Source organism: Amycolatopsis sp. WAC 04197, assembly GCF_003947475.1.
Lineage (GTDB): Bacteria > Actinomycetota > Actinomycetes > Mycobacteriales > Pseudonocardiaceae > Amycolatopsis > Amycolatopsis japonica.
The window spans coordinates 232,106-251,964 of the sequence record NZ_QHJK01000007.1; the positions used below are offsets into that span (position 1 = coordinate 232,106).

Consider the following 19,859-nt stretch of genomic DNA (forward strand, 5'->3'; position numbering starts at 1 on the left):
ATCCCCTCCGGTCACTTCGTCAGCCCGGGCGCGTTCACGCCGGGCTTGCCCTGCTCTTTGAGCACGGCGTTGAGCGGGCCGAAATCGGCGAACCCCTTGAGGTCCACCGCGGACTTCACCACGCCCGCGGTCACCGAGTCCTGCGCGAGCTGGGTGAAGGTCGACGCCACCGGATCGATGCCGAGTTCGATACCGGAGAACGCGCGGTCGAGGACGGCCTCGCTCAGTGTGCTGCCCGCGAGCGCCTTGAGTTCTCCGTTGACCACCTTCTTCGCCTCGGCGGGGTTGGTCTTCGCCCACTCGATGGCGGCGAGTTCACCCTTGAGGATGGCGGTGACGGTCTCCGGGTGCTGCTGCAGGAACTCGCTGCGGACGATCACGACCGTGGTCGGGAACTTGCCCTCCGGCCAGAGGTTCTTCTCGTCCAGCAGGACCTTCGCGCCCGCGTCCAGCACGAGCCGTGAGGACCACGGTTCGGGCAGCCAACCGCCGTCGAGCTCGCCCTTCTTGAAGGCGTCGAACGTCTTCGGGTTCTCGAGGTTGGTGATCTTGACGTCGGGCAGCTTCTTTTCGGCGATGAACTTCTTGAGCGCGACGTCCTGGGTGTTCGCCAGCGACGGTGTCGCGATGTTCTTGCCGGTGAGCTGCTCGGGAGCGGTGATCTCGGGCTTCACCACCAGCTGCGCGCCGCCGGTGACCGCGCCGGAGACCAGCTGGATGGCGCCCTTGGACTTGGTGAAGGCGTTGATCGCGGGCCCGGAGCCGATGAAGGCGATGTCGAGCGAGTTGCCGAGCAGCGCGTTGACCTCTTCGGGTCCCGCGTTGAACGTCTGCGTGGTGAGCTTCGTCGAGCCGATTTCCTTGGCGAAGAAGCCGTTCTTGACGCCGATCAGCGCGGGCGCGTGCGTCACGTTGGGGAAGTACCCGACACGCACCTCGGCCGCGGCGCCCTGGCTCTTCTGCTCCGCCGGGGCGGCGCCGCTGTCCGCACGTGAACACCCCGCGATCCCGCCAGCCAAGGTCAAGGCGGCGAAGGCCGCGGCCAGCAAACGGGTTCTGTGGTGGGTGCTCACGGAAGGTCGCCTTTCGGAGGGTACGACTTCGGCTCGGGTGGTGGCGCGAGAGTCGCATGTTCACCCACGTGCCTGCATCGCCATCCGAATGACGGGAAAGATGCTGAGAATCCTTGACACCTGGCGGAACAGGTGTTCCACATACCAGGACCGGTGTAACGGTCCGGGCCGAACGGACGAATCACGCTTAGTGGTGACGCACCCTCGGACCGTCGCGATGGCGGGCGTGCTGACCGCCGGTATCGGCATGGGCGTCGTCGCGACGACGCTCAAGATCGCCGACGGCACGCACACCGTGCTCGACACCACCCTGTCGTCCACGACGGGGTTCCTCTTCCTCCTCGCCGGCGCCGTCGCGCACGTGCGCCGGGCCTCGAACCCCATCGGCCTGCTCATCGCACTGGCCGGGCTCGCGTTGTTCACCGAGGACCTCCAGTTCTCCGACGAGCCGCTCACGCACACCCTCGGCTTGGCGCTCTCGGCCGCGTCCAGTCCGGTGATCGCGCATCTCGTACTCGCCTTCCCCCACGGGAAACTCCGGTCCCGTGGGGAGCGGATCCTCGCGTTCTCCGCGTACGCCGTGGTCTTCGGATCGGCGGTCCTCGGCCTGCTGGTCAACGACGATCCGCGGAACCTCGCCGCGGTCGCCGCCTCGCCGGAGGCCGAACAACTGGTCAAACGGCTGCTGGAGCTGGTCGGCGCGCTGATCGGCGGCGGGGTCGTGGTGGTGCTGCTCTACCGCTGGCTCGCCGGGCGGCTCCCGCAGCGGCGACTGCTCTCCCCCGTCCTCGCGATCGCCGTGGTCGGCGCGGTGAGCACCACGGTCGGCAGCGCGCTCGGCTCCGGGCACCCGTTCTCCGAACCGCTGCTGGACGTCTACCGGATCTCGTTCTGCCTGTGGCCGCTGACGTTCCTGATCGGGGTGCTGCGGGCGCGGGTCGGCAACGCGGAGATGATCCGGCTCCTGCTGGAACGCGACGGCTCCGGGCTGGCCGCGCTCGTGCAGGACGACGAGGTGTGGAAGGACAGCCGGTCGATCGACGCGCTCAACGCCGCCGCCGGGCTCGTGCTGGACAACCAGCGGCTGGCCGCGGAACTGGAGGAACGTCTCGTCGAGGTCCAGGCCTCCCGCGCCCGGATCGTCGCCGCCGCCGACGACGAGCGGCGGCGGGTCGAACGCGACCTGCACGACGGGGCACAGCAACGCCTGGTCAGCGTCGTACTGCTGCTGCGGATGGCGGAACGACGGCTCGGGGAGGACCTCACGCCCGCCGTCGCGACCCTGCTGGCCGGCACGATCGACGAACTGCAGGCCACCGTCACCGAATTGCGTGAACTCGCACGCGGACTGCGGCCCCCGATCCTCACCGAGGCCGGGCTGATCCCCGCCGTCCGGTCGCTGCTGGACCGCGTCCCGATCGCCGTCGACCTCGCGGGGGCGGACGTACCCCGGCTCAGCGGCGCCGTCGAGGCGACGGCGTACTTCGTCGTCTCGGAGGCGGTCACCAACGCGTTGAAACACGCGCAAGCCGAGCAGGTCCGGGTGTGCATCCGCGTCGGGGAGGACGGCCTGCGGGTGGACGTCCACGACGACGGCGTCGGCACGGCCGACCTCGGCGGCGGTTCCGGGCTGCACGGCCTCCGTGACCGGGTGCGCGCGCTCGGCGGCGAACTGACCGTCGCGAGCGAACCCGGCTCGGGCACCACGGTTTCGGCCGTCATCCCCTTGGACGCCTAGCCCCTGCCGCGGTCCGGCGCGCGTGATTGCGGGGACGACACGCGTGATCAGATGGACGACACGCGTGTCCAGGTGGACGACTCGCGGCGGACCCGGCCACGTGCGCGTGTCGTCCATCCAGTCACGCGTGTCGTCCATCTGATCACCAGTGTCGTCCCCGCGGTCACGCGAAATGCCCGATCGCAGACCGAATCGCGCTGGCGACCGACCGCGGCTAAGCGAGGCCGCGGATCGCGCGCGCCGGCGGCCGCACACCCTGGATCGACGCGACCATCTCCAGAACATGCCGGGTACGCCGCACTTCGTGCACCCGGAACACCTTCGCCCCTTCGGCCACCGCCCAGGCCGTCGCGGCGAGAGTGCCGTCGACCCGCTCCGCGAGTTCCACGCCGAGCGTCTCCCCGACGAAGTCCTTATTGGACAGTGCCATCAGCACCGGCCAGCCGGTGTCCGCCAGTTCCCGCGCGTGCCGCAGGAGCGCGAGGCTGTGCCACGTGTTCTTGCCGAAGTCGTGCGTCGGGTCGATCAGCACCCCTTCCCGCGGGACACCGAGCGCCACGACGGCTTCGGCGTGGGCCGTCGTCTCCGCGACGACGTCCGCGACGACGTCCGGGTAGCGCACCCGGAACGGGCGGGTGCGCGGGACGGCGTTCCCGGTGTGCGAGCAGACGTAACCGGTGCCGAATTCCGCGGCGACCTCGGCCAGTTTCGGATCGGCGCCCGCCCAGGTGTCGTTGATCAGATCCGCGCCGGCCTCCGCCGCGCGCCTGCCCACCTCGTGACGCCAGGTGTCGACGCTGATCACCAGGTCGGGATGCAGTTCGCGGATCCGCTCGACGAACGGGACCACTCGTCGGATCTCTTCCTCGACGTCGACGTCCGCGCCGGGGCCCGCCTTGACCCCGCCGATGTCCACGATGTCGGCGCCCTCCGCCACCACCCTGGCGACGGCGGCGAGCGCGTCCGGATCCGAGAAGGTCGCGCCCTTGTCGTAGAACGAATCGGGGGTCCGGTTGACGATAGCCATGACCAGGGCGCGGTCCCTGGCGACGCGGCGCCCGCGGAAGGTCAGCTCGTTCACGCACCGATCGTAGGCGAGCGCGGGCCAGGGGACGGAAAGTGCCGCCCAGCGGGACCGTCCCGGCGACCGGGAGCGCCCATTCGAGTGGCATATCTGATATATGACGTAAGAGATCGGATCTCTCTTGACTCGCCGTCGAACACGCGGGTAGACGTTGTTCGGCCGGGATGGCGACGGACGGCGGATCGGCGTCCCGGCCACTCATTCTCCCGGTTCCCCGGCGCAGGAAGGACCTCGAATGGCACCGGATCCTCTTCGCGCGGCACGGCTTTCGCGACGCACCGTGCTGGCGGGAACCGCGGGCGCCCTCGGCGCGCTCACCCTGCCCGGCGTGGCCACCGCGGCGCCGGTGGACTGGTCGCGCGCGGTCGTCGACTCGACGATGAAACGCCACACCCCGGCCACGCTCGGCGGCTGGGGCTACACCCGTGGTCTCTACCTCTACGGCCAATACCTGGTGTACCGGCGCACCGGCGAGAAGTCCTACCTCGACTACATCCTCGCGTGGTACGACCGATTCGTCACCGACAGCGGCATTTCCAACGGGTTCACCAATCTGGACGCGATGCGCTCCGGGCAGATGTTCCCCTTGCTGTACACCGAAACTGGGCAGGAGAAGTACAAGACCGCGGCGGAGCAGCTGCGCGGCCGCTTCCCGTCCTATCCCCGGACGTCCGACGGCGGGATGTTCCACGCCACGAGCCGGGTCGGGCAGTTGTGGGCGGACGGCGTGTACATGGCGCAGCCGTTCCTCGCCCTGTACGGCAAGACCTTCGGCGATGCCGGCTACTGCTACGAAGAGGCCGCGAAGAACGTCAGCGTCTATTTCGACCACCTCAAGGAACCCGCCAAGGGCCTGCTCTACCACGCCTACGACGAGGACGGCTCGGAACCGTGGGCTTCGGGCGCCGGACGGCATTCGAAGTACCACTGGGGGCGGGCGATCGGCTGGCTCGGGATGACGGCGATCGACCTCCTCGAAATCCTTCCCCGCGACCATCCGCGGCGGCGTCGTCTCGTGGACGTCGTCGGATTCCTCGCGGCCGGCTACCGGCGCTGGCAGGACCGGGCTTCGGGCCGCTGGTTCCAGGTCGTCGACCGGGGCGGCGACAAGGACAACTGGCTGGAGACGTCGGCTTCGGCGATGTACACGTTCCTGCTGTCCCGCGCGGTGCAACGCGGCTACGTCGGCCCGGAGTACGGACCAGTGGCCGCGAAGGGCTACCGCGGGGTTCTGTCCCAGGTTTCGACCGGTTCCGACGGATTGACCGATATCGCGAATATTTCCGAAGGCACCAACGTCGGCGACACGGCGTATTACTACGCGCGTAAACGCAACACCAACGATTTCCACGGTCTCGGCGCGTTCCTCATCATGAATGAGCAACTCGCCCGCTGAGGTCGCCGCACCGGCCGAAGGACGCCTTCCCCGCTTCCGACCTGGGGAAAGCGTCCTTCGGTCGGTTTCCGGCCGGATTCCGGGTATTGACCGGAGGCGCTAACATCGCGTGCTGCGACGCCCACTCCCAGGAGGGACGACCGGATGCGCGAGACGCCGCCCCCGGCTTCTTATACCCGGCTCGAACTCGGTGACACCAGCACGATCCCGGTCGGTGTGACGGTTTCCCCGCACATCTCACTGGTTTCGATGCTCGTCGAGGTCGTCGGCGGGTACGACCGCGGCCTGCCCGCCGCCTGGCGCCGTCAGGTGGGCTCGGCGATCCCGGAGCAGGGATACCGCGCGGCGAGCGCCCTCGCCCGCCGCGGCACTTCGGTGCAACCGGACTTCATCGTCCCGATCAGCCCCGGCGCGGACTCCTCCGCCGCCGCACAGGCGGAGATGCTGCGCGAACTGCCGGAGGCCGACGTCCTGAAAGGCCTGGAAGAGGTCTTCGGCGACCGGTTGCCCGCGCAGTGGCGGCAGGCCGCCGACCAGCCGAGACGCTGGGCCGCCTCGCTCGCGGACGCCTTCACCGCGACCAGGCTGGCGACCGAAAATCTCTGGACCAAGGCCCGTCCCCTGCTCGACCGCGAGATCGAACGTATCGGCGTCGCCTCCGTCCGCGGCGGAACGGACGCGGTACTCGGCCTGCTGCGGCCCCATTTCCGGTTCAGCAACGGATGTCTCCTGCTGCCCGACGCCGAACCGGCGCGATACACCACCCGCGGCCGCAAACTGATCCTCGTCCCGATGCTCGCGGGCAGCCGTTCGGTGGTGTCCAACTTCGACGAAGAGGACGCCATCTGGATCGGCTACCCGTTGCCGGGGCTCGACGGCCTGCTCGACGGCGCCAAGACCGAACCGGTCCCCGGTGTCGACGGGCTCGACCTGGTGGTCGGCGCCCACCGCGCGAAACTGTTGCGGCATCTGGGAAAACCGGCCCGGATGGGCGAGATCGCCAATCTGCTGTCGTGCGCCGCGAGCACCGCGACCTATCACTGCGAACAGCTCGTTTCGGCGGGGTTGATCCAGCGGCACCGCGAGGGCCAGGTCGTCCTCGTGGTCCGGACTCCTCGCGGTGACGCGCTGGTGGACCTGCTCTCCTGACTAGACCCGCTGCAGCCCCGGTTTACCGGCCTCGACGACGTACGAACGGTCCGCGGCCAAGGTCACCTTCGAGAAGTCGTACTCGGTGGTGTCCGAAACCGTCATGAAATCCGCCCGCATCTGGGTTTGCGACGCCGTCACCCGGACATAACCGCGCTTTCCCCGGCAGTACTTGATGTGCGGGTTGTTCGAGAGCCACGTCGACGACGGGTCGGTCGCGGTGTCGCTGTTGCTCGTGACCGAGGTCGTCACGAGTTCCGAACCGAACACCGGGTCACTGTGGTTGAAGTAGTCGCGGCGCAGATCGGCCGCCCAGTGCCGGTGGACGTCGCCGGTCAGCACGATCGGGTTCGGCACCTTGCGGTCCACGATGCCCTTCGCGATCCGGTCGCGCGAGGCCTCGTAACCCTGCCAGGAGTCTGGGCTCTCGCACGTCGCCTTGTTGCCGTCGCCGTCACGGGTGGCGAAGAAGACCTGCTGGCCGAGGAAGTCCCACTTCGCCGGCTGCGTCTCCAGCGCCTTCAGCAGCCACGCTTCCTGTGTGGTGCCGAGGATGCTGCGCGACGTCGACCGCATGTCGGTGCACGACGGTCCCGCCGAACCAGACGGGTCGGTCACCTGCGCGTTGCGGTACTGGCGGGTGTCGAGCATGTGGAACCGGGCGAGGTTCCCCCACGTGAACTGGCGGTACAGGCGGATCGACGCGCCGCTCGGCTTGGCGGTCGACCGGATCGGCATGTTCTCGTAGAACGCCTGGAATCCGGCGGCCTTGCGGTCCGCGGTGGCCGGGCTGGTGGTGCCGTTCCAGTTGTTCATCACCTCGTGGTCGTCGAAGACCACGATCCACGGCGCCATCGCGTGCGCGTTCTGCAGGTCGGCGTCGGTCTTGTGCTGGGCGTGCCGCGCGCGGTACTGGGCGAGGGTCGTGACGTCCTCGGTGAAGGCCAGCTTGCGCGGATTCCGTTCGGCGGCGGCACGGCCGGATTTCCGCTCGTACATGTAGTCGCCCAGGAACAGCACCAGTTCCGGGTTGTCGGCGAGCATGCCCTTGTACGAGTGGTACCAGCCTTCCTCCCAGTGCTGACACGAGGAGAAGCAGTACTTCAGCTGGTTCACCGCGGCACCGGCGGCGGGTGCGGTCCTGGTCCGGCCGACCGGCGAGATGTAACCGCTGGTCTTGAACCGGTAAAAGTATTCACGTCCCGGCTCGAGTCCGACCGGTTCGATGTGCACGCTGTGCCCGGAGGCGCGGGCCGCGGTCGCGGTGCCCCGCTGCACGATCGAGGTGAACGCCTGGTCGTTCGCGAGTTCCCAGTCCACTGTGTACGAAGCGTCCGGCATCCCGCCGAAACCGTCGGGGTTCAGCGGCGCGGGCGCGAGCCGCGTCCACAGCACGACGCTGTCCGGCAGCGGGTCACCCGAGGCGACCCCGAGCTGGAACGGATCGTGGATGGCGGGCGCCGCCGCCAGCGTTCTCGCGTTCGCCCACGAAGGCACCGTCGACGACAACGCCGCCGCCGAAACCGCCGCGGCACCGCCGAGGAGTACCGCCCGCCGATTCACCTGGCCCATGAAAATTCAACCTTTCGAAGTGGGGAAAGAACGGGGAGGGATTTCACGCGGCGTAATCGGTGATGCCGCCACTACAGGCTTCGAGCGTCGGATTGGCGGCGGCGTTGGCGACGCAGACCTTGTAATAGACCCACGATCCCTTCGCGACCGGCACGGCCTTGTCGACGTGGGTGCCGTTGCCGCCGGAAGCCCAGACGTAGAACGGGCCGGCGCCGCCCTTCAGCCAGTAGGCGACCACGGCGGACTTGCCGTCGGCGTCCTTGTCGTAGACGAGGAAATGAGCATCCGATGAACGGAACTGCCCCTCGCCCGCGCAGACGCCGGTCGAACATTCGGCGCTGCCGGAACCGACTCCGCAGTCGGGCGCGATGCGCTGATCGGAACCGGTGTAGACGTAACCGTCCGAGATGTAACCGCCCAGCGCGGGAACGTAGTCCCACAACGTCGTCGTGCCCAGCGGGCCGGCGACGGAGGTCCCGATCGTCTGGCAGTCGATGGTCACCGAGGCGCCGTTGGCGACCGTGCGCACCGCGGTCGAGGAGGTGCTCGGGGCGCGGCGGACGTTCAGCGGATCACCCGCCGTCTTCACGGTCCCGGTGGCCGCGGCCACCGCGGGAGTGGCTCCGGCGAGGCCCAAGGCGCCCGCCGTCACCAGCACGAGAAAGAAACCGGCGAGCCGCCGGACACTTGAACGCTTCATGACCGCAGGGTCGACCGGCGTCGTACACATCACGTACAAACCGGACCCGTGTCTGCACATGCATGCGAATGGATCTAGCCAACCATGGCGGGACGGCAATATTATCGGCGGATATGGGGCTCCTGCCGTATTGGCGGTTTAGGTGACTATTCTCGGGTTTCGCGTTCTCGGTCCGCTCGAAGTGGCGGTGGACGGGCAGGTGGTGCCGCTCGGCGGCCCCAAACCCCGTCTGCTGCTGGCCGCTCTCCTGCTCCAGCCCAACGTCGTCGTCTCCACCGAACTGCTGATCGAGGTCCTGTGGCCTTCGTCGGCTCCCCGGTCGGCGGCCGCGAACATCCGCACCTACGTCCACTCACTCCGCAAACGCCTCGCCGACCACGACCCCGCGCTCGGGGAGCGCATCGGGAGCCGGGCGTCCGGCTACATCCTCAAGGCCACACCCGAGGAGATCGACCACATCCGGTTCGGCGAACTGGCCGCCCGCGCGCAGGACGCGCTCGGCCGCGGCGAGGCCGAATCCGCTCTCGACCTGCTGGATCAGGCCGAAGCCCTGTGGCGCGGGGAAGTACTCGAAGGCCTCCCCCACGACCACGGCTGGGGCGCGACCGTGGCGCGGCTGTCGGAACTGCGGCTGGCGGTGCAGGAACAGCGGCTGCGGGCGAGGATCGAACTCGGCCGGACCGCGGAGGCCGTCGCCGAACTGCGCGGCCTGGTCACCGAGCATCCCCTGCGCGAGGAGCTCTGGCAGCAGCTGATCGTCGCGTTGCGCGCCGACGGCCGCACGGCCGACGCGATCGAGGCCTACGAAACGGCCGAGAAGGTGCTGGCCGAGGAGCTCGGCACCGAACCGGGCCCGCGGCTGAGGGAGCTGCGGGCCTCGCTGGTCCTCACGCCGTCCGCGACCCAGGACGCGGTGTCCGCGGCCCTCACCCGGCCGATGGCGCCGGTCTGCCAGCTGCCGCTGGACCTGCCGGACTTCACCGGCCGCGACGACGTGGTCGGCGAGCTCGTCGGCCTCTTCCGCGAGCGCCGCGAACAGGGGAAGCCGGCGATCGCGGTGCTTTCCGGGGCGCCGGGGATCGGCAAATCCTCCGTCGCGATCCGGGTGGCGCACGCGGTCCGGGACGACTTCCCGGACGGTCAGCTGCACGTCGACCTCGCCGGGACGTCGTCCTCGCCCCGGCCCCCGATGACGGTGCTCGCCGAGTTGCTCCGCGCGCTGGGCGTCCCCGACGCGGGGCTGCCGCGCGATCTCCCCGAACGCGCGGCGTTGCTGCGGTCCCGGCTGTCGACCATGCGGATGTGCGTGGTCCTCGACGACGCCGGCAGCGCGGCGCAGGTCCGGCCGCTGCTGCCCGGCGCGGGTTCGTGCGCGGTGCTGATCACCAGCCGGATCCGGATGCCGGATCTGGCCGGGGCGACCCCGGTCGACATCGAACTCCTCCCCGAAGCCGAGGCCGCGAAGCTGCTCGAAGGCATCGTCGGTGCCGAGAGGGTCGCCGCGGAGCCGGAGTGCGCGACCGCGATCCTGCGTCACTGCGGGTATCTGCCGCTGGCGATCCGGGTCGCCGGGGCGAAGCTGACCCACCGGCCGGGCTGGACGTTGCGCGTGCTGGCGGACCGGCTGCGGGACGAGAGACGAAGATTGGACGAACTCCGCGTCGGCGATCTCGCCGTGCGGGCGAGTGTCACTCTCAGCTACGACCTGCTGCCCATGTCGGCGGCGACCGCGTTCCGCGGCCTCGGTGGGCTCGGCTCGGTGCAGTTCCCCGGCTGGGTGGTCGCGGCCCTGCTCGGCCGCGAGCACGGGGACGACGTCCTCGACGTGCTGGTGGACGCCCATCTGGTCGAGCTCAGCGGCTCGGACACCACCGGCGAGCCTCGCTACCGTCTGCACGACCTGTTGCGGTGTTACGCGCTCGAACTCCGCGCGCAGGACGTCCCGGCGAAGGCGCACGGCGCCACGAAACGGGTGCTGGAGGGCTATCTCGCGCTCGCGGTCGAGGCCGCGGACCGGCTGCCGATCCACTTCTTCGGCCTCTACCGGGACGACACCGCGGCCCAGCCCGCGCTCCCCCGGGGGACCGGCAGGCTGATCGAGGATCCGGCCGCGTGGTTCGCCGCCGAACGGCACACCTGTGTCGCCGCCGTCTCGCTGGCCGCCGACCTCGGCTTCGATTCGCTGGCCTGGCGGCTCGCCGCCGCCCTGGCGCCGTACTTCGACCAGCGCGGTCACCAGGACGACTGGCTGCACACGCACGCCGTCGCGCTGGCCGCCGCCCGGCGGTCCGGCGAGGTCCGCGGCGAGGCGATCATCCAGCGCAACCTCGGGCAGATCCAGCTGTACCAGGACAGTTACGCCGAGGCCCTGGTCGCGTTCGAGCAGTCGCAGCTGCTGTTCGACAAGGTCGGCGACGCGCAGGGCGCGGCGATCGCGCTGGCCGGGCTCGGCACGGTGCTGCGGATCAAGGGCGAGGACACCGTCGCGCTGGAGCACTGTCACGCGGCGCTCGACCAGTTCTCGGCGGCGGGCGACCCGCATGGCGAGGCCCTCGCGCGGATCGCCATCGGCGCGGTGTGGCTGGCGCGGCGACGGTTCGCCGAAGCGGAACGCTGGTTCACCGAGGCGCTCGAACAGTCCGCCCGGATCGGGGACCGGCATCGGGAGGCGCACGCGTTGAAGCGGCTCGCGATGCTGCGTCAGCACCAGGGCGACCTCGCGGGCGCGCGGGAGTGGGTCGACCGCGCCATCGCCCTCTTCAACGAACTCGGCGACGACCACTGCGTCGGTTACGCGAACCAGAATCTCGGCGAGCTGTACCTGCACAGCGGGGATCTGGCGCACGCGCAACTGCTGCTGGTCAATTCGCTCAGCGTGCACCGGCGCAACGGGGACCGCCGGTCCGAGGCCGAGGTGTCGCAGTTGCTCGGGGAACTGCACGAGGCGCTGAGCCAGCCCGAGCGGTCGCGGACCTATTCGGAACGCGCGCTGGCGTTGTGGCGGGAACTCTCCGCACGGCCGCAGGAATCCGCGCTCGCTTCGCGCCTGCAGGAGGCGGCCGAAGCGTCCTACAACGACTCCGCGAGCGCCTGACCGTTTCGCCTTTCGGCACCTGAGCGCGGGGTTCACGCACCGCGATCGGGTGCCGACTTGCGTTTGTATCGATCGTGTACAGCCCCCGGCGAAGCTCCCTTCGTAGCAACCGAGAGTGCTCGAAGGGAGACCGGAATGGTCCGGACCGTGAAGGCCCGCCGGGTGATGGCGGCCGTGCTGGCCATGGGGGCGGTCACCGCGCTCGCCGCCAGCCCCGCGAACGCCGCGCCCGAAGGAAGCTGGCGCGCCGACCTGTCCACTGTGGACGGCGACGACGTCAACGTCCGCAGCGACGGCGGTGTGCTCAGCCTGGAAAACGCCGCCTGGCACAGAAAACCCGACTCCATCGGCAGCCAGGGTTACCTGCTGCTGGCCGAGCAGAAGCTCGGGAAGCCGGTCAACCGTGTCACCGCACAGGTGACCGCCGACGCGCCGAAGGGCACCGAGGTCGAGGTCGACGTCCGCGGCAAGCTCAACTCGCAGGACTGGACGGAGTGGACTCCCGCCGACGGTGGCACCCTGCTGTCCGCTTCGGTCTCCACGGTCCAGGTCCGCGTCGGACTGCGCACGGTGAACGACGGCGTGACCGCGAAGGTCAGCGACATCACCCTCCAGGGTGATCTCGCCCCGCAGGTGAACGCGATCGGCGCGGCCGCGGCCCCGCTGACGTACAAGGTCTACGGCACCCGCGAAGGCCTCGTCGGCGGCACCACCGCCAACGGGCACGTGATCAAGTCCCGCGACCACTTCGTCGCCCTCCCGTCGGGCCGCGGCCTGGCGCCGAAGAACACCGGCAACTACACCGTCCGCATCTGCCGCACCGACAACAGCCGCTGCGAATACGCGCCGGTGTGGGACGTCGGCCCGTGGAACACCAAGGACGACTACTGGAACCCGTCGGCCACCCGCCAGATGTGGAAGAACCTGCCGCAGGGCAAGCCCGAGGCGCAGGCCGCGTACCAGGACGGCTACAACGGCGGCAAGGACGAGTTCGGCCGCAAGGTGGCCAACCCGGCGGGTATCGACCTCGCGGACGGCACCTTCTGGGACGGCCTGAAGATGACGGACAACGGCTGGGTCAACGTCTCCTACCTGTGGACCGGCTCCGGCCCGACCGGCGTCATCAGCACCGCGGGCGACCCGATGAACGTCCGGGCTTCGGCGAGCACCACCGCGGCGATCAAGGGTCTCGCGGCGAACTACGCGAAGGTCAACATCGAATGCTACGTCGAGGGCGAGACCGTCACCGGCAAGTTCGGCACCAGCAACATCTGGGACCGGATCGGCCCGGGACACTACGTCTCCGACACCTACGTGCAGACCGGCTCGGATCTGCCCGTGGCACCCAAGTGCTGACGCACTCCTGATCGCGAAGGCCCGGCGTACCCCATAACGCCGGGCCTTCGCCCTTTCGTCCGCCCCTTCTCCCGCTCGTGAGGACCTTGGGCCGCGGCGTCCGCCATCGAGACTTGCGGTAGCCACGACCTGAGGGGGTCCCCATGAATCCGCCCGAAACGACCACGTTGCGCGAAAAGCTCTCCGGCACGGTGGTCACCGCCGCCGATCCGGGCTACGACACCGCCCGCGCCGTGTGGAACGGCGACATCGACCGGCGTCCGGCGGTGGTCGCCGAATGCGCCACCCGCGAAGACGTCGTCACCGCGCTGGCCTTCGGCCGCGAAAAGGGTCTCGAGATCACCGTTCGCGGCGGCGGGCACAGTTTCAGCGGTTCCGCCGTCGCCGACGACGGACTGGTGATCGACCTCGGCGGGCTGCGCCGGATCACCGTCGATCCCGACGCCCGCACCGCGCGGGCCGGGGGCGGCGCCGTCTGGGCCGACCTCGACGAAACGACGCAGCGGTACGGGCTCGCGACGGTCGGCGGCACGGTGAGCGACACCGGCGTCGGCGGTCTCACCCTCGGGGGCGGCTTCGGCTGGCTGACCGCGAAACACGGGCTCACGATCGACAATCTGCTTTCGGCGGAGGTCGTCACGGCCGAGGGCCGGATCCTGCGGGCGTCCGAAGTGGAGCATCCGGATCTGTTCTGGGCCTTGCGCGGCGGTGGCGGGAACTTCGGCGTGGTCACGGAATTCGAGTTCCGGTTGCACCGGGTCGGTCTCGCCGAGGTCGGGCTGTTCTTCTGGACACTGGCGGACGCGCCCGACGCGATGCGGTTCGCGAAGGACGTGATCGCGACGCTGCCACCGGGTACCGGTTCCATGCTCGTCGGGATCACCGCGCCGCCCGCGCCGTTCGTCCCGCCGGAGCACCACTTCGCGCCGGGGCTCGCGCTGGTCGTCGCCGGCTTCGACGGCCCCGAGCGGCACGAGCGGCTGGTCGAGCGGATCCGGGGCGGGCTGCCCACGGCGTTCGAACTCGTCACGCCGATGCCGTACGCGGAGCTGCAGAAACTGCTCGACCCGACCGCGCCACGGGGCATCCTCGCCTACGAGAAGTCGCTCTATGTCTCGTCACTGTCCGAAAAGGTCATCGACGTGATCGCCGTGCGCCTGCCGGACAAGGCGTCGCCGACGACCGTGATGCCGATCGTGCCGTTGCAGGACACGTTCTCGACGGTGCCCGACGACGCGACCGCGTTCGGCGGGCCGCGGACGCCGGGGTTCGTCGTCGGCCTCGCGGCGACCGCGCCGACGCCGGAACTCCTGGCCGTCGACCGGGCTTGGGTGCGGTCGCTGTGGGAGGAACTCCTGCCGCATTCCAACAACCACGGCGGTTATCTGAACTTCATGAACGAATACGACGAAGACCGCGTGCGCACGGCGTTCGGCGCGGAGAAGTACGCGCGGCTGGCCGCCATCAAGGCGGTGTACGACCCGGACAACGTGTTCCACCACAACGCGAACATCCGTCCCGCTGAGTGACGCGGTTATTCACAACCATGAATGGTCTTCACAAGTCCGTAATCGTCGTGCGAAACTCCCGTGACGCGTTCCCACTGACGAATGGCGGGCATTGTGAACGTTTCCCGGCGAACCCTCTTGACCACCGCTGCCGGTGCCGCCGTCGCGGCGACGACGATCACCCCGGCCGCCAGTGCGGCAGGGGAAGAAGCCGACGGGCTAAGGACTTTCCGCCGAACGGCCGATTACGCGGTGACCAAGCTGCGGGCCGTCGCCCCCGGCGTCACGGCCTTTCCGGAGATCACCCGATTCGAGAAATGGACCTATTCGCAGAACGGCGGCTGGATCGGCGGATTCTGGCCGGGCACTTTGTGGCTCGCCTCGATCTACAGCGGTGACCCGCTATTCCGCACACTCGCCATGGCGTCGGCGGAAAAGCTCGCGCCGCGCCAGTACGAGACGCGGGATCACGACCTCGGATTCCTCTTCTACCCGTCGTGGGTGACCGGCTGGCGGCTCACCGGCGACGAAAAGTGGCGCGCCGGCGCGCTCAACGCCGCCGCGTCGCTCATCCAGCGCTACAACGAAAAAGGCCGGTTCATCCGGGCGTGGGGCGCGCTCGGCACCCCGGGCAACGCGGGCCGGGTCATCGTCGACACGATGATGAACCTGGACCTGCTGACCTTCGCGAGCGAACAGACCGGAGACCGGAAGTACCTCGACATCGCCGTCGCGCACGCGAAGACCACCGAACGGGTCTTCGTGCGCCCGGACGGTTCGACCCCGCACGTCTTCGATTTCGATCCGGACACCGGCGCCGAGATCGGGCCGAACACCGTGCAGGGCTACAGCCCGACGTCGTGCTGGTCGCGCGGCCAGGCCTGGGGCATCTACGGGTTCACCACGATGTACCGGCGCTCCGGGGATCCGCTGTTCCTGCGGACCGCACGACGCCTGGCCGACTTCGCGCTGCGCGCGCTGACTCCGGACAACGTGCCGGTGTGGGACTACCTCGCACCGCAGGCGCCGTACGACATCAAGGACTCCTCCGCCGGGGCCGTGATGGCGTGCGGATTGCTCGACCTGGCGAAGGTGGCGAACCGGCCGCAGTACCGCGAAGCCGCGATCCGCATCCTCACCGCGCTGTGCGACACGTGCCTGACCACGAAATCCACGCGGGCCGAGGCGATCATGGCGCGGGGCACGCGCAACCGGCGGGCCGAGGACGGTGTCGAGGTTTCGTTGCCGTACGGCGACTACTACCTGCTGGAGGGCATTCTGCGGGTACTGATGCCGCGGGAGATCGACCGGGCCATCGATCTGTCGAGCGTCTGAGCCGGACGGGCTTTCCGGCTGCGGCGCGGTGTTGCGAAGACCGCGAAGCGCGCTCAGTGGCCACCGTGGTGCACGTGGACCTTCGCGTGCCCCAGCCCGCGCCCGATCATCCACTTGTTCACCGGCACCGTCAGCACGAACGCCACCGCCAGTGAGAACACCAGCGCACCCCAGAACAGCAGGGTCCCGAGCCCGGCCTCCATGGCGCCCGGCACCACCAGCATGACCGCGTTGTCGACGATCTCCATGACCGCGATCGACACGGTGTCGGCGGCCAGCGCCACCTTGAGCGCGGCGCCGAACGGCAGCCCCGACTTCAGCACGCCACGCATGGTCAGCGCGTAACCGAAGACGAAGGCGAGCACCACCGAGAGGATGACCGTCGCCAGGTTGCTGAGGCCGAGCGCGGTTCCGACGACCATGCCGAGGACCTCACCGATCGCACAGCCGGTGAGGCAGTGCAGGGTCGCCGACACCGCCATCGACCAGCTTGCTCCATGCCTAGTGTCGTCCATACGGGAGACCATACCCCCCGCCCGTATCAACCGCAGGGCGAGCCGTCGCTCACCGTCACCCCCGGAGGCCGACTGGGTAATCGTCCCAGGTCGATGAACTCACTTCCGTAACCCTTTGCGCTCATCCGGTTGACCGGGGTAACCGGAGACCCCTAGTTTCGCCGGAGGTCTCCACCGCGCGTAGACCGATCGGCTGGTTCAGATGGTTCCGTGACTATGGGGTGGAGATGCGAGGGCCGACGAAGACGCTCGTCGTTGCCACTGTGCTCGTTTTGGGCATGGTGTTCGGGCTGGCCGGCTGTGACGGCGAAGAGCCGGCGGGCATGGCGGCCAGGCCGATCCGGATCGCGTTCGTGCCGAAGGTCGCCGGCATCCCGTACTTCGAGGCGATGAACACCGGCGGGCGGGCCGCGGCCAAGCAGCTCGGTGTCGAATGGACCTCGACCGGTCCGGTCACGGTGGACCCCGCGGCGCAGGTCTCGATCGTGCGCGGCCTCGTCGACCAGCAGGTGGACGTCATCGCGATCGCACCGAACGATCCCAGGGCGATCGCGCCCGCGATCACCGACGCGCGGGCCAAGGGCATCCATGTGATCACTTCGGACACCGACGCGCCGGGCACCGATCGCGAGCTCTTCGTCAATCAGGCGACCCCGGAAGGTATCGGCAAGGCGCTCACCGACGCGCTGATGAAGAAGATGGGGAACGCGGGCAAGTACGCGATCGTCTCCTGTGGCGAGACCGCCGAGAACCTCAACGCGTGGATCGCCGTCCAGCGTGCCTATACCGCTACCCAGTACCCCCATGCCCAGCTCGTCGAGACGGTCTACGCCGGTGAGGACAAGGACAACGCCACCGCGCTGGCCAAACAGCTGATGACCAAGTACCCGGACCTCACCGGCCTGGTCGGCGAATGCACGACGTCCGCGCCCGGCGTCGCCGAAGCGGTCCGCTCGCAGCAGAAGATCGGCCGTGTCTTCACCGTCGGCGTCGGGACCCCGCAGGCGATCAAGCCGTACCTGCTGGACGGTTCCGCGTCGCTCTCGGTGCTGTGGAACGTCGAATCGCTCGGCTACCTCACCGCCTGGGCGGGCAAGCAGATCGCCGAGGGCAAACTGCCCGGCCCGTCGAACAAGGTCAACCTCGAACTCCCCGCGATCAAGTACGAGGAAGACAAGAAGACCCTCCTGCTGGGCGACCCGCTCCTGATCACGCGCGAGAACGTGGACCAGTTCAAGTACTGACTCACCGCGCCCGCCGGACGGCACCGGCCGCCGCGCCACCGCCGAGGATCAGGACCAATGCGGTCAAGCCCCACCGCCGTTTCTCCTTCGTGCGGGCGTGCGCGTCGACCTCCGCCGCCACCTCCTTCCGTTCCCTGGGCGCCGCCGAACGAGACGGCCTCGGCTGGGACACGGGCGGCTGCGGCATCACCTGGGGAGCGGACGTGGGCGCCGGGCTCGACGACGGCGAAGGCGTGGGCGACGACGAGGGAGTAGGCGTCGGGCTCGGTGAGGGAGACGGAGACGGGCTGGTCGACGGCGGTGTAGAAGTAGGAGAAGGCGTGGGTGTGGGCGTCGGTTTGGGTGGTTCCGGCTTCGGCGGCTCAGGCTTGGGTGGCTCGGGTTCCGGCGCGGTGAGACAGCCCGCGGCGTCCGAACCCGCCAGCGGCGGTCCCGAAAGGACCACGGTCACCTGGCCGCTCCGGTCCAGCCGGTAGAGCACACTGCGCCCGCCGATCCGGTTCGCCGTGGCGTACAGGGCACCGTCGCGGCCGAGCACCACCGAGCCGTAGACGTCGGCGGGCGGGAAACGCGCGTCTTCGGCTTCACGAACCTTGCCGGTTTCCGGATCGATGGTGATCACGGCGCCTTTTCCGCGCCAGGTGGTGGAAACCCCGTACAGCAATCCGTTGTGGTAGGCGAAATCGTTGACGTCGTGGGCGAGCGTGATCGGCCGCAGGAACACCGTCCTGATCACCCGCAGGAACCGCTCCCCCGGCGTCAAGTCCACTGTGTACAGTGTGCCGTTCCTGAGCAGGTACCAGGAATCACCGCCGATCGCACCGGCGGTCACCCCGGCGACGGGACTCCACAGCGGCAGCCGGTTCCCGGCGCGGGTGATCGGGCCGAGGTCCCGGGTCTTCCCCGCCCGGTCGATCGTCACCGCGTGCGCGCCCCGGCTGAGTCCTTCGGCGACACCGAAGACCAGATCGCGCGTCGCGGAATAGCCGAGCGCGTTGAGCCGGTAGCCCGGCTCGGTCACGCGTGACGTCGTGCCGGAGCCGACGTCGAGCCAGCGCAGTTTCGACTTGCCGTACGACCCGGTCTCCGCCTGCACCACCAGGCAGGATTCGGCGGCTCGCGCGGCCATCGGCGCCAAGAGCGCCGACGCCCCCACCAGCCCGGCGACGGCCACCGTCGCCGCCGCGCGGGTCACCCCGTCCACAGTGCTCACCGGCTCAAGAGATCCTCGCCAGCGCGGCGGTGAACGCGTCCGGCGGGATCCGCACCCCACCGCCGAACGGGTTCTGCAGCTGGTAGATCGCGAACAGCAGCAACGTGACCGTGCCGGCCAGCGTGGACACGATCACCAGATGCGCGGCCAGCCGGGTACCGCCGAACAGGTTGGGCAGCAGTGCCGAGATGAGGCTGCCGAGGATGAGCGCGAACCACACGACACCGCCGACCCGGCCGCCCACGACCGCGTTGAGCCGTTCCTGCCGCGCCTCGTAGACCTGCCAGAGCTGCGTGTTCGCCTCGGTCTTGCGCTCGCGGAGCCAGTCGTCGTCCGTCGGGGCCTTGTCCACGGCCTTGCGCAACCGGTCGAGCTGCGTCCAGCCGGTGTCCGGGAGGGTCGTCTGCCCTCCGGCCATCAGCGGCCATTCCTTCTGCTCGACCGTGGTGATGTACTCGGTGCTCAGCTTCCGGACCTCGTCCTTGACCTCGGTCCCCAGCGAATCGGCGGCCCAGACGGCGGCGACCAGGCTGTCCGCCTCGTGGTAGGAGCCCTCGCGCGCCGCGCTCGCGGAATCGAAGAGGGAGATCAGGATGAACGCGACCAGGACGGCGTGGAGCCCGCCGACGATGGTGAACACCTGGCCGGCGGCGTCGTTGTTGTCGGGCCGTCCTTCGTCCCAGCCGAACTTGCGGACGAGGTAGCCGACGAGTCCCGCGAGGGCCGCCGCGCCGACGACCCAGGCGATGCCGGTCAGGTAAATACCCATTCGAGTCCTTCCAGGCGGGAGACTGCTGAAACTAGTTCACCCTTCGACGAACGGAAAAGACCGGTTGAATCAATTCATACCAGCGGCGGACGCAGATAAGTCGATCATCACCG

Annotated in this window: 15 protein-coding genes; 8 read left to right on the forward strand and 7 right to left on the reverse strand. The window is 69.2% G+C overall.

The window, feature by feature from the left end; translation table 11 throughout:
- Window positions 1–11: 11 nt before the first annotated feature.
- Window positions 12–1,073: an ABC transporter substrate-binding protein gene (locus DMC64_RS25155; protein ID WP_037346589.1), complete on the reverse strand. Its 1,062-nt coding sequence runs from the start codon at window positions 1,071–1,073 to the stop codon at window positions 12–14.
- 217 nt (window positions 1,074–1,290) lie between these two features.
- On the opposite strand from DMC64_RS25155, the gene DMC64_RS25160 reads away from it, so the two are divergent.
- Window positions 1,291–2,811 carry a sensor histidine kinase gene (locus DMC64_RS25160; RefSeq protein ID WP_125735796.1) on the forward strand — a complete coding sequence of 507 codons (1,521 nt, stop codon included), beginning with the start codon at window positions 1,291–1,293 and terminating at the stop codon, window positions 2,809–2,811.
- A 214-nt stretch (window positions 2,812–3,025) separates the two neighbouring features.
- Here DMC64_RS25160 and folP read toward each other — a convergent pair whose 3' ends face one another.
- Entirely contained in the window at window positions 3,026–3,892 is an 867-nt protein-coding gene (gene folP / locus DMC64_RS25165; protein ID WP_125735531.1) for a dihydropteroate synthase, read from the reverse strand.
- A gap of 238 nt (window positions 3,893–4,130) precedes the next feature.
- Here folP and DMC64_RS25170 point away from each other — a divergent pair, with 238 nt between their 5' ends.
- A complete protein-coding gene (locus tag DMC64_RS25170; RefSeq protein ID WP_125735532.1) occupies window positions 4,131–5,291 on the forward strand; it encodes a glycoside hydrolase family 105 protein in 1,161 nt (386 codons plus the stop codon).
- A 144-nt stretch (window positions 5,292–5,435) separates the two neighbouring features.
- Window positions 5,436–6,440, forward strand: coding sequence for a helix-turn-helix domain-containing protein (locus DMC64_RS25175; protein ID WP_125735533.1), 1,005 nt, complete (start codon window positions 5,436–5,438; stop codon window positions 6,438–6,440).
- On the opposite strand, the gene DMC64_RS25180 is transcribed toward DMC64_RS25175, so the two are convergent.
- Window positions 6,441–8,012 (reverse strand): alkaline phosphatase, encoded by a 1,572-nt coding sequence (locus DMC64_RS25180; RefSeq protein ID WP_125735534.1) that lies wholly within the window; start codon window positions 8,010–8,012, stop codon window positions 6,441–6,443.
- Window positions 8,013–8,055: 43 nt separating this feature from the next.
- Entirely contained in the window at window positions 8,056–8,712 is a 657-nt protein-coding gene (locus DMC64_RS25185; protein ID WP_125735535.1) for a hypothetical protein, read from the reverse strand.
- Window positions 8,713–8,854: 142 nt separating this feature from the next.
- On the opposite strand from DMC64_RS25185, the gene DMC64_RS25190 reads away from it, so the two are divergent.
- From DMC64_RS25190 to DMC64_RS25205, 4 genes are all read left to right on the forward strand, one after another.
- On the forward strand, window positions 8,855–11,806 hold the full coding sequence (locus DMC64_RS25190) for a BTAD domain-containing putative transcriptional regulator (protein WP_125735536.1): 2,952 nt from the start codon (window positions 8,855–8,857) through the stop codon (window positions 11,804–11,806).
- A 135-nt stretch (window positions 11,807–11,941) separates the two neighbouring features.
- On the forward strand, window positions 11,942–13,162 hold the full coding sequence (locus DMC64_RS25195) for a hypothetical protein (protein ID WP_125735537.1): 1,221 nt from the start codon (window positions 11,942–11,944) through the stop codon (window positions 13,160–13,162).
- Between the two features lie 143 nt (window positions 13,163–13,305).
- Window positions 13,306–14,691 (forward strand): FAD-binding oxidoreductase, encoded by a 1,386-nt coding sequence (locus tag DMC64_RS25200; protein WP_125735538.1) that lies wholly within the window; start codon window positions 13,306–13,308, stop codon window positions 14,689–14,691.
- Between the two features lie 93 nt (window positions 14,692–14,784).
- Window positions 14,785–16,005: a glycoside hydrolase family 88 protein gene (locus DMC64_RS25205; RefSeq protein ID WP_125735797.1), complete on the forward strand. Its 1,221-nt coding sequence runs from the start codon at window positions 14,785–14,787 to the stop codon at window positions 16,003–16,005.
- A 53-nt stretch (window positions 16,006–16,058) separates the two neighbouring features.
- Here DMC64_RS25205 and DMC64_RS25210 read toward each other — a convergent pair whose 3' ends face one another.
- Window positions 16,059–16,487 carry a DUF4396 domain-containing protein gene (locus DMC64_RS25210; protein ID WP_199755103.1) on the reverse strand — a complete coding sequence of 143 codons (429 nt, stop codon included), beginning with the start codon at window positions 16,485–16,487 and terminating at the stop codon, window positions 16,059–16,061.
- A gap of 260 nt (window positions 16,488–16,747) precedes the next feature.
- Between DMC64_RS25210 and DMC64_RS25215 the strand changes: the two genes are divergently transcribed.
- Window positions 16,748–17,764 (forward strand): autoinducer 2 ABC transporter substrate-binding protein, encoded by a 1,017-nt coding sequence (locus DMC64_RS25215; RefSeq protein WP_199755088.1) that lies wholly within the window; start codon window positions 16,748–16,750, stop codon window positions 17,762–17,764.
- 1 nt (window position 17,765) lies between these two features.
- Here the strand turns inward: DMC64_RS25215 and DMC64_RS25220 are convergent, their stop codons facing one another.
- On the reverse strand, window positions 17,766–18,977 hold the full coding sequence (locus DMC64_RS25220) for a serine protease (protein WP_125735541.1): 1,212 nt from the start codon (window positions 18,975–18,977) through the stop codon (window positions 17,766–17,768).
- Between the two features lie 4 nt (window positions 18,978–18,981).
- The gene (locus tag DMC64_RS25225) at window positions 18,982–19,746 is read right to left on the reverse strand and encodes a DUF4239 domain-containing protein (protein ID WP_125735542.1); all 765 of its coding nucleotides are present in this window, start codon (window positions 19,744–19,746) and stop codon (window positions 18,982–18,984) included.
- Window positions 19,747–19,859: the final 113 nt, after the last annotated feature.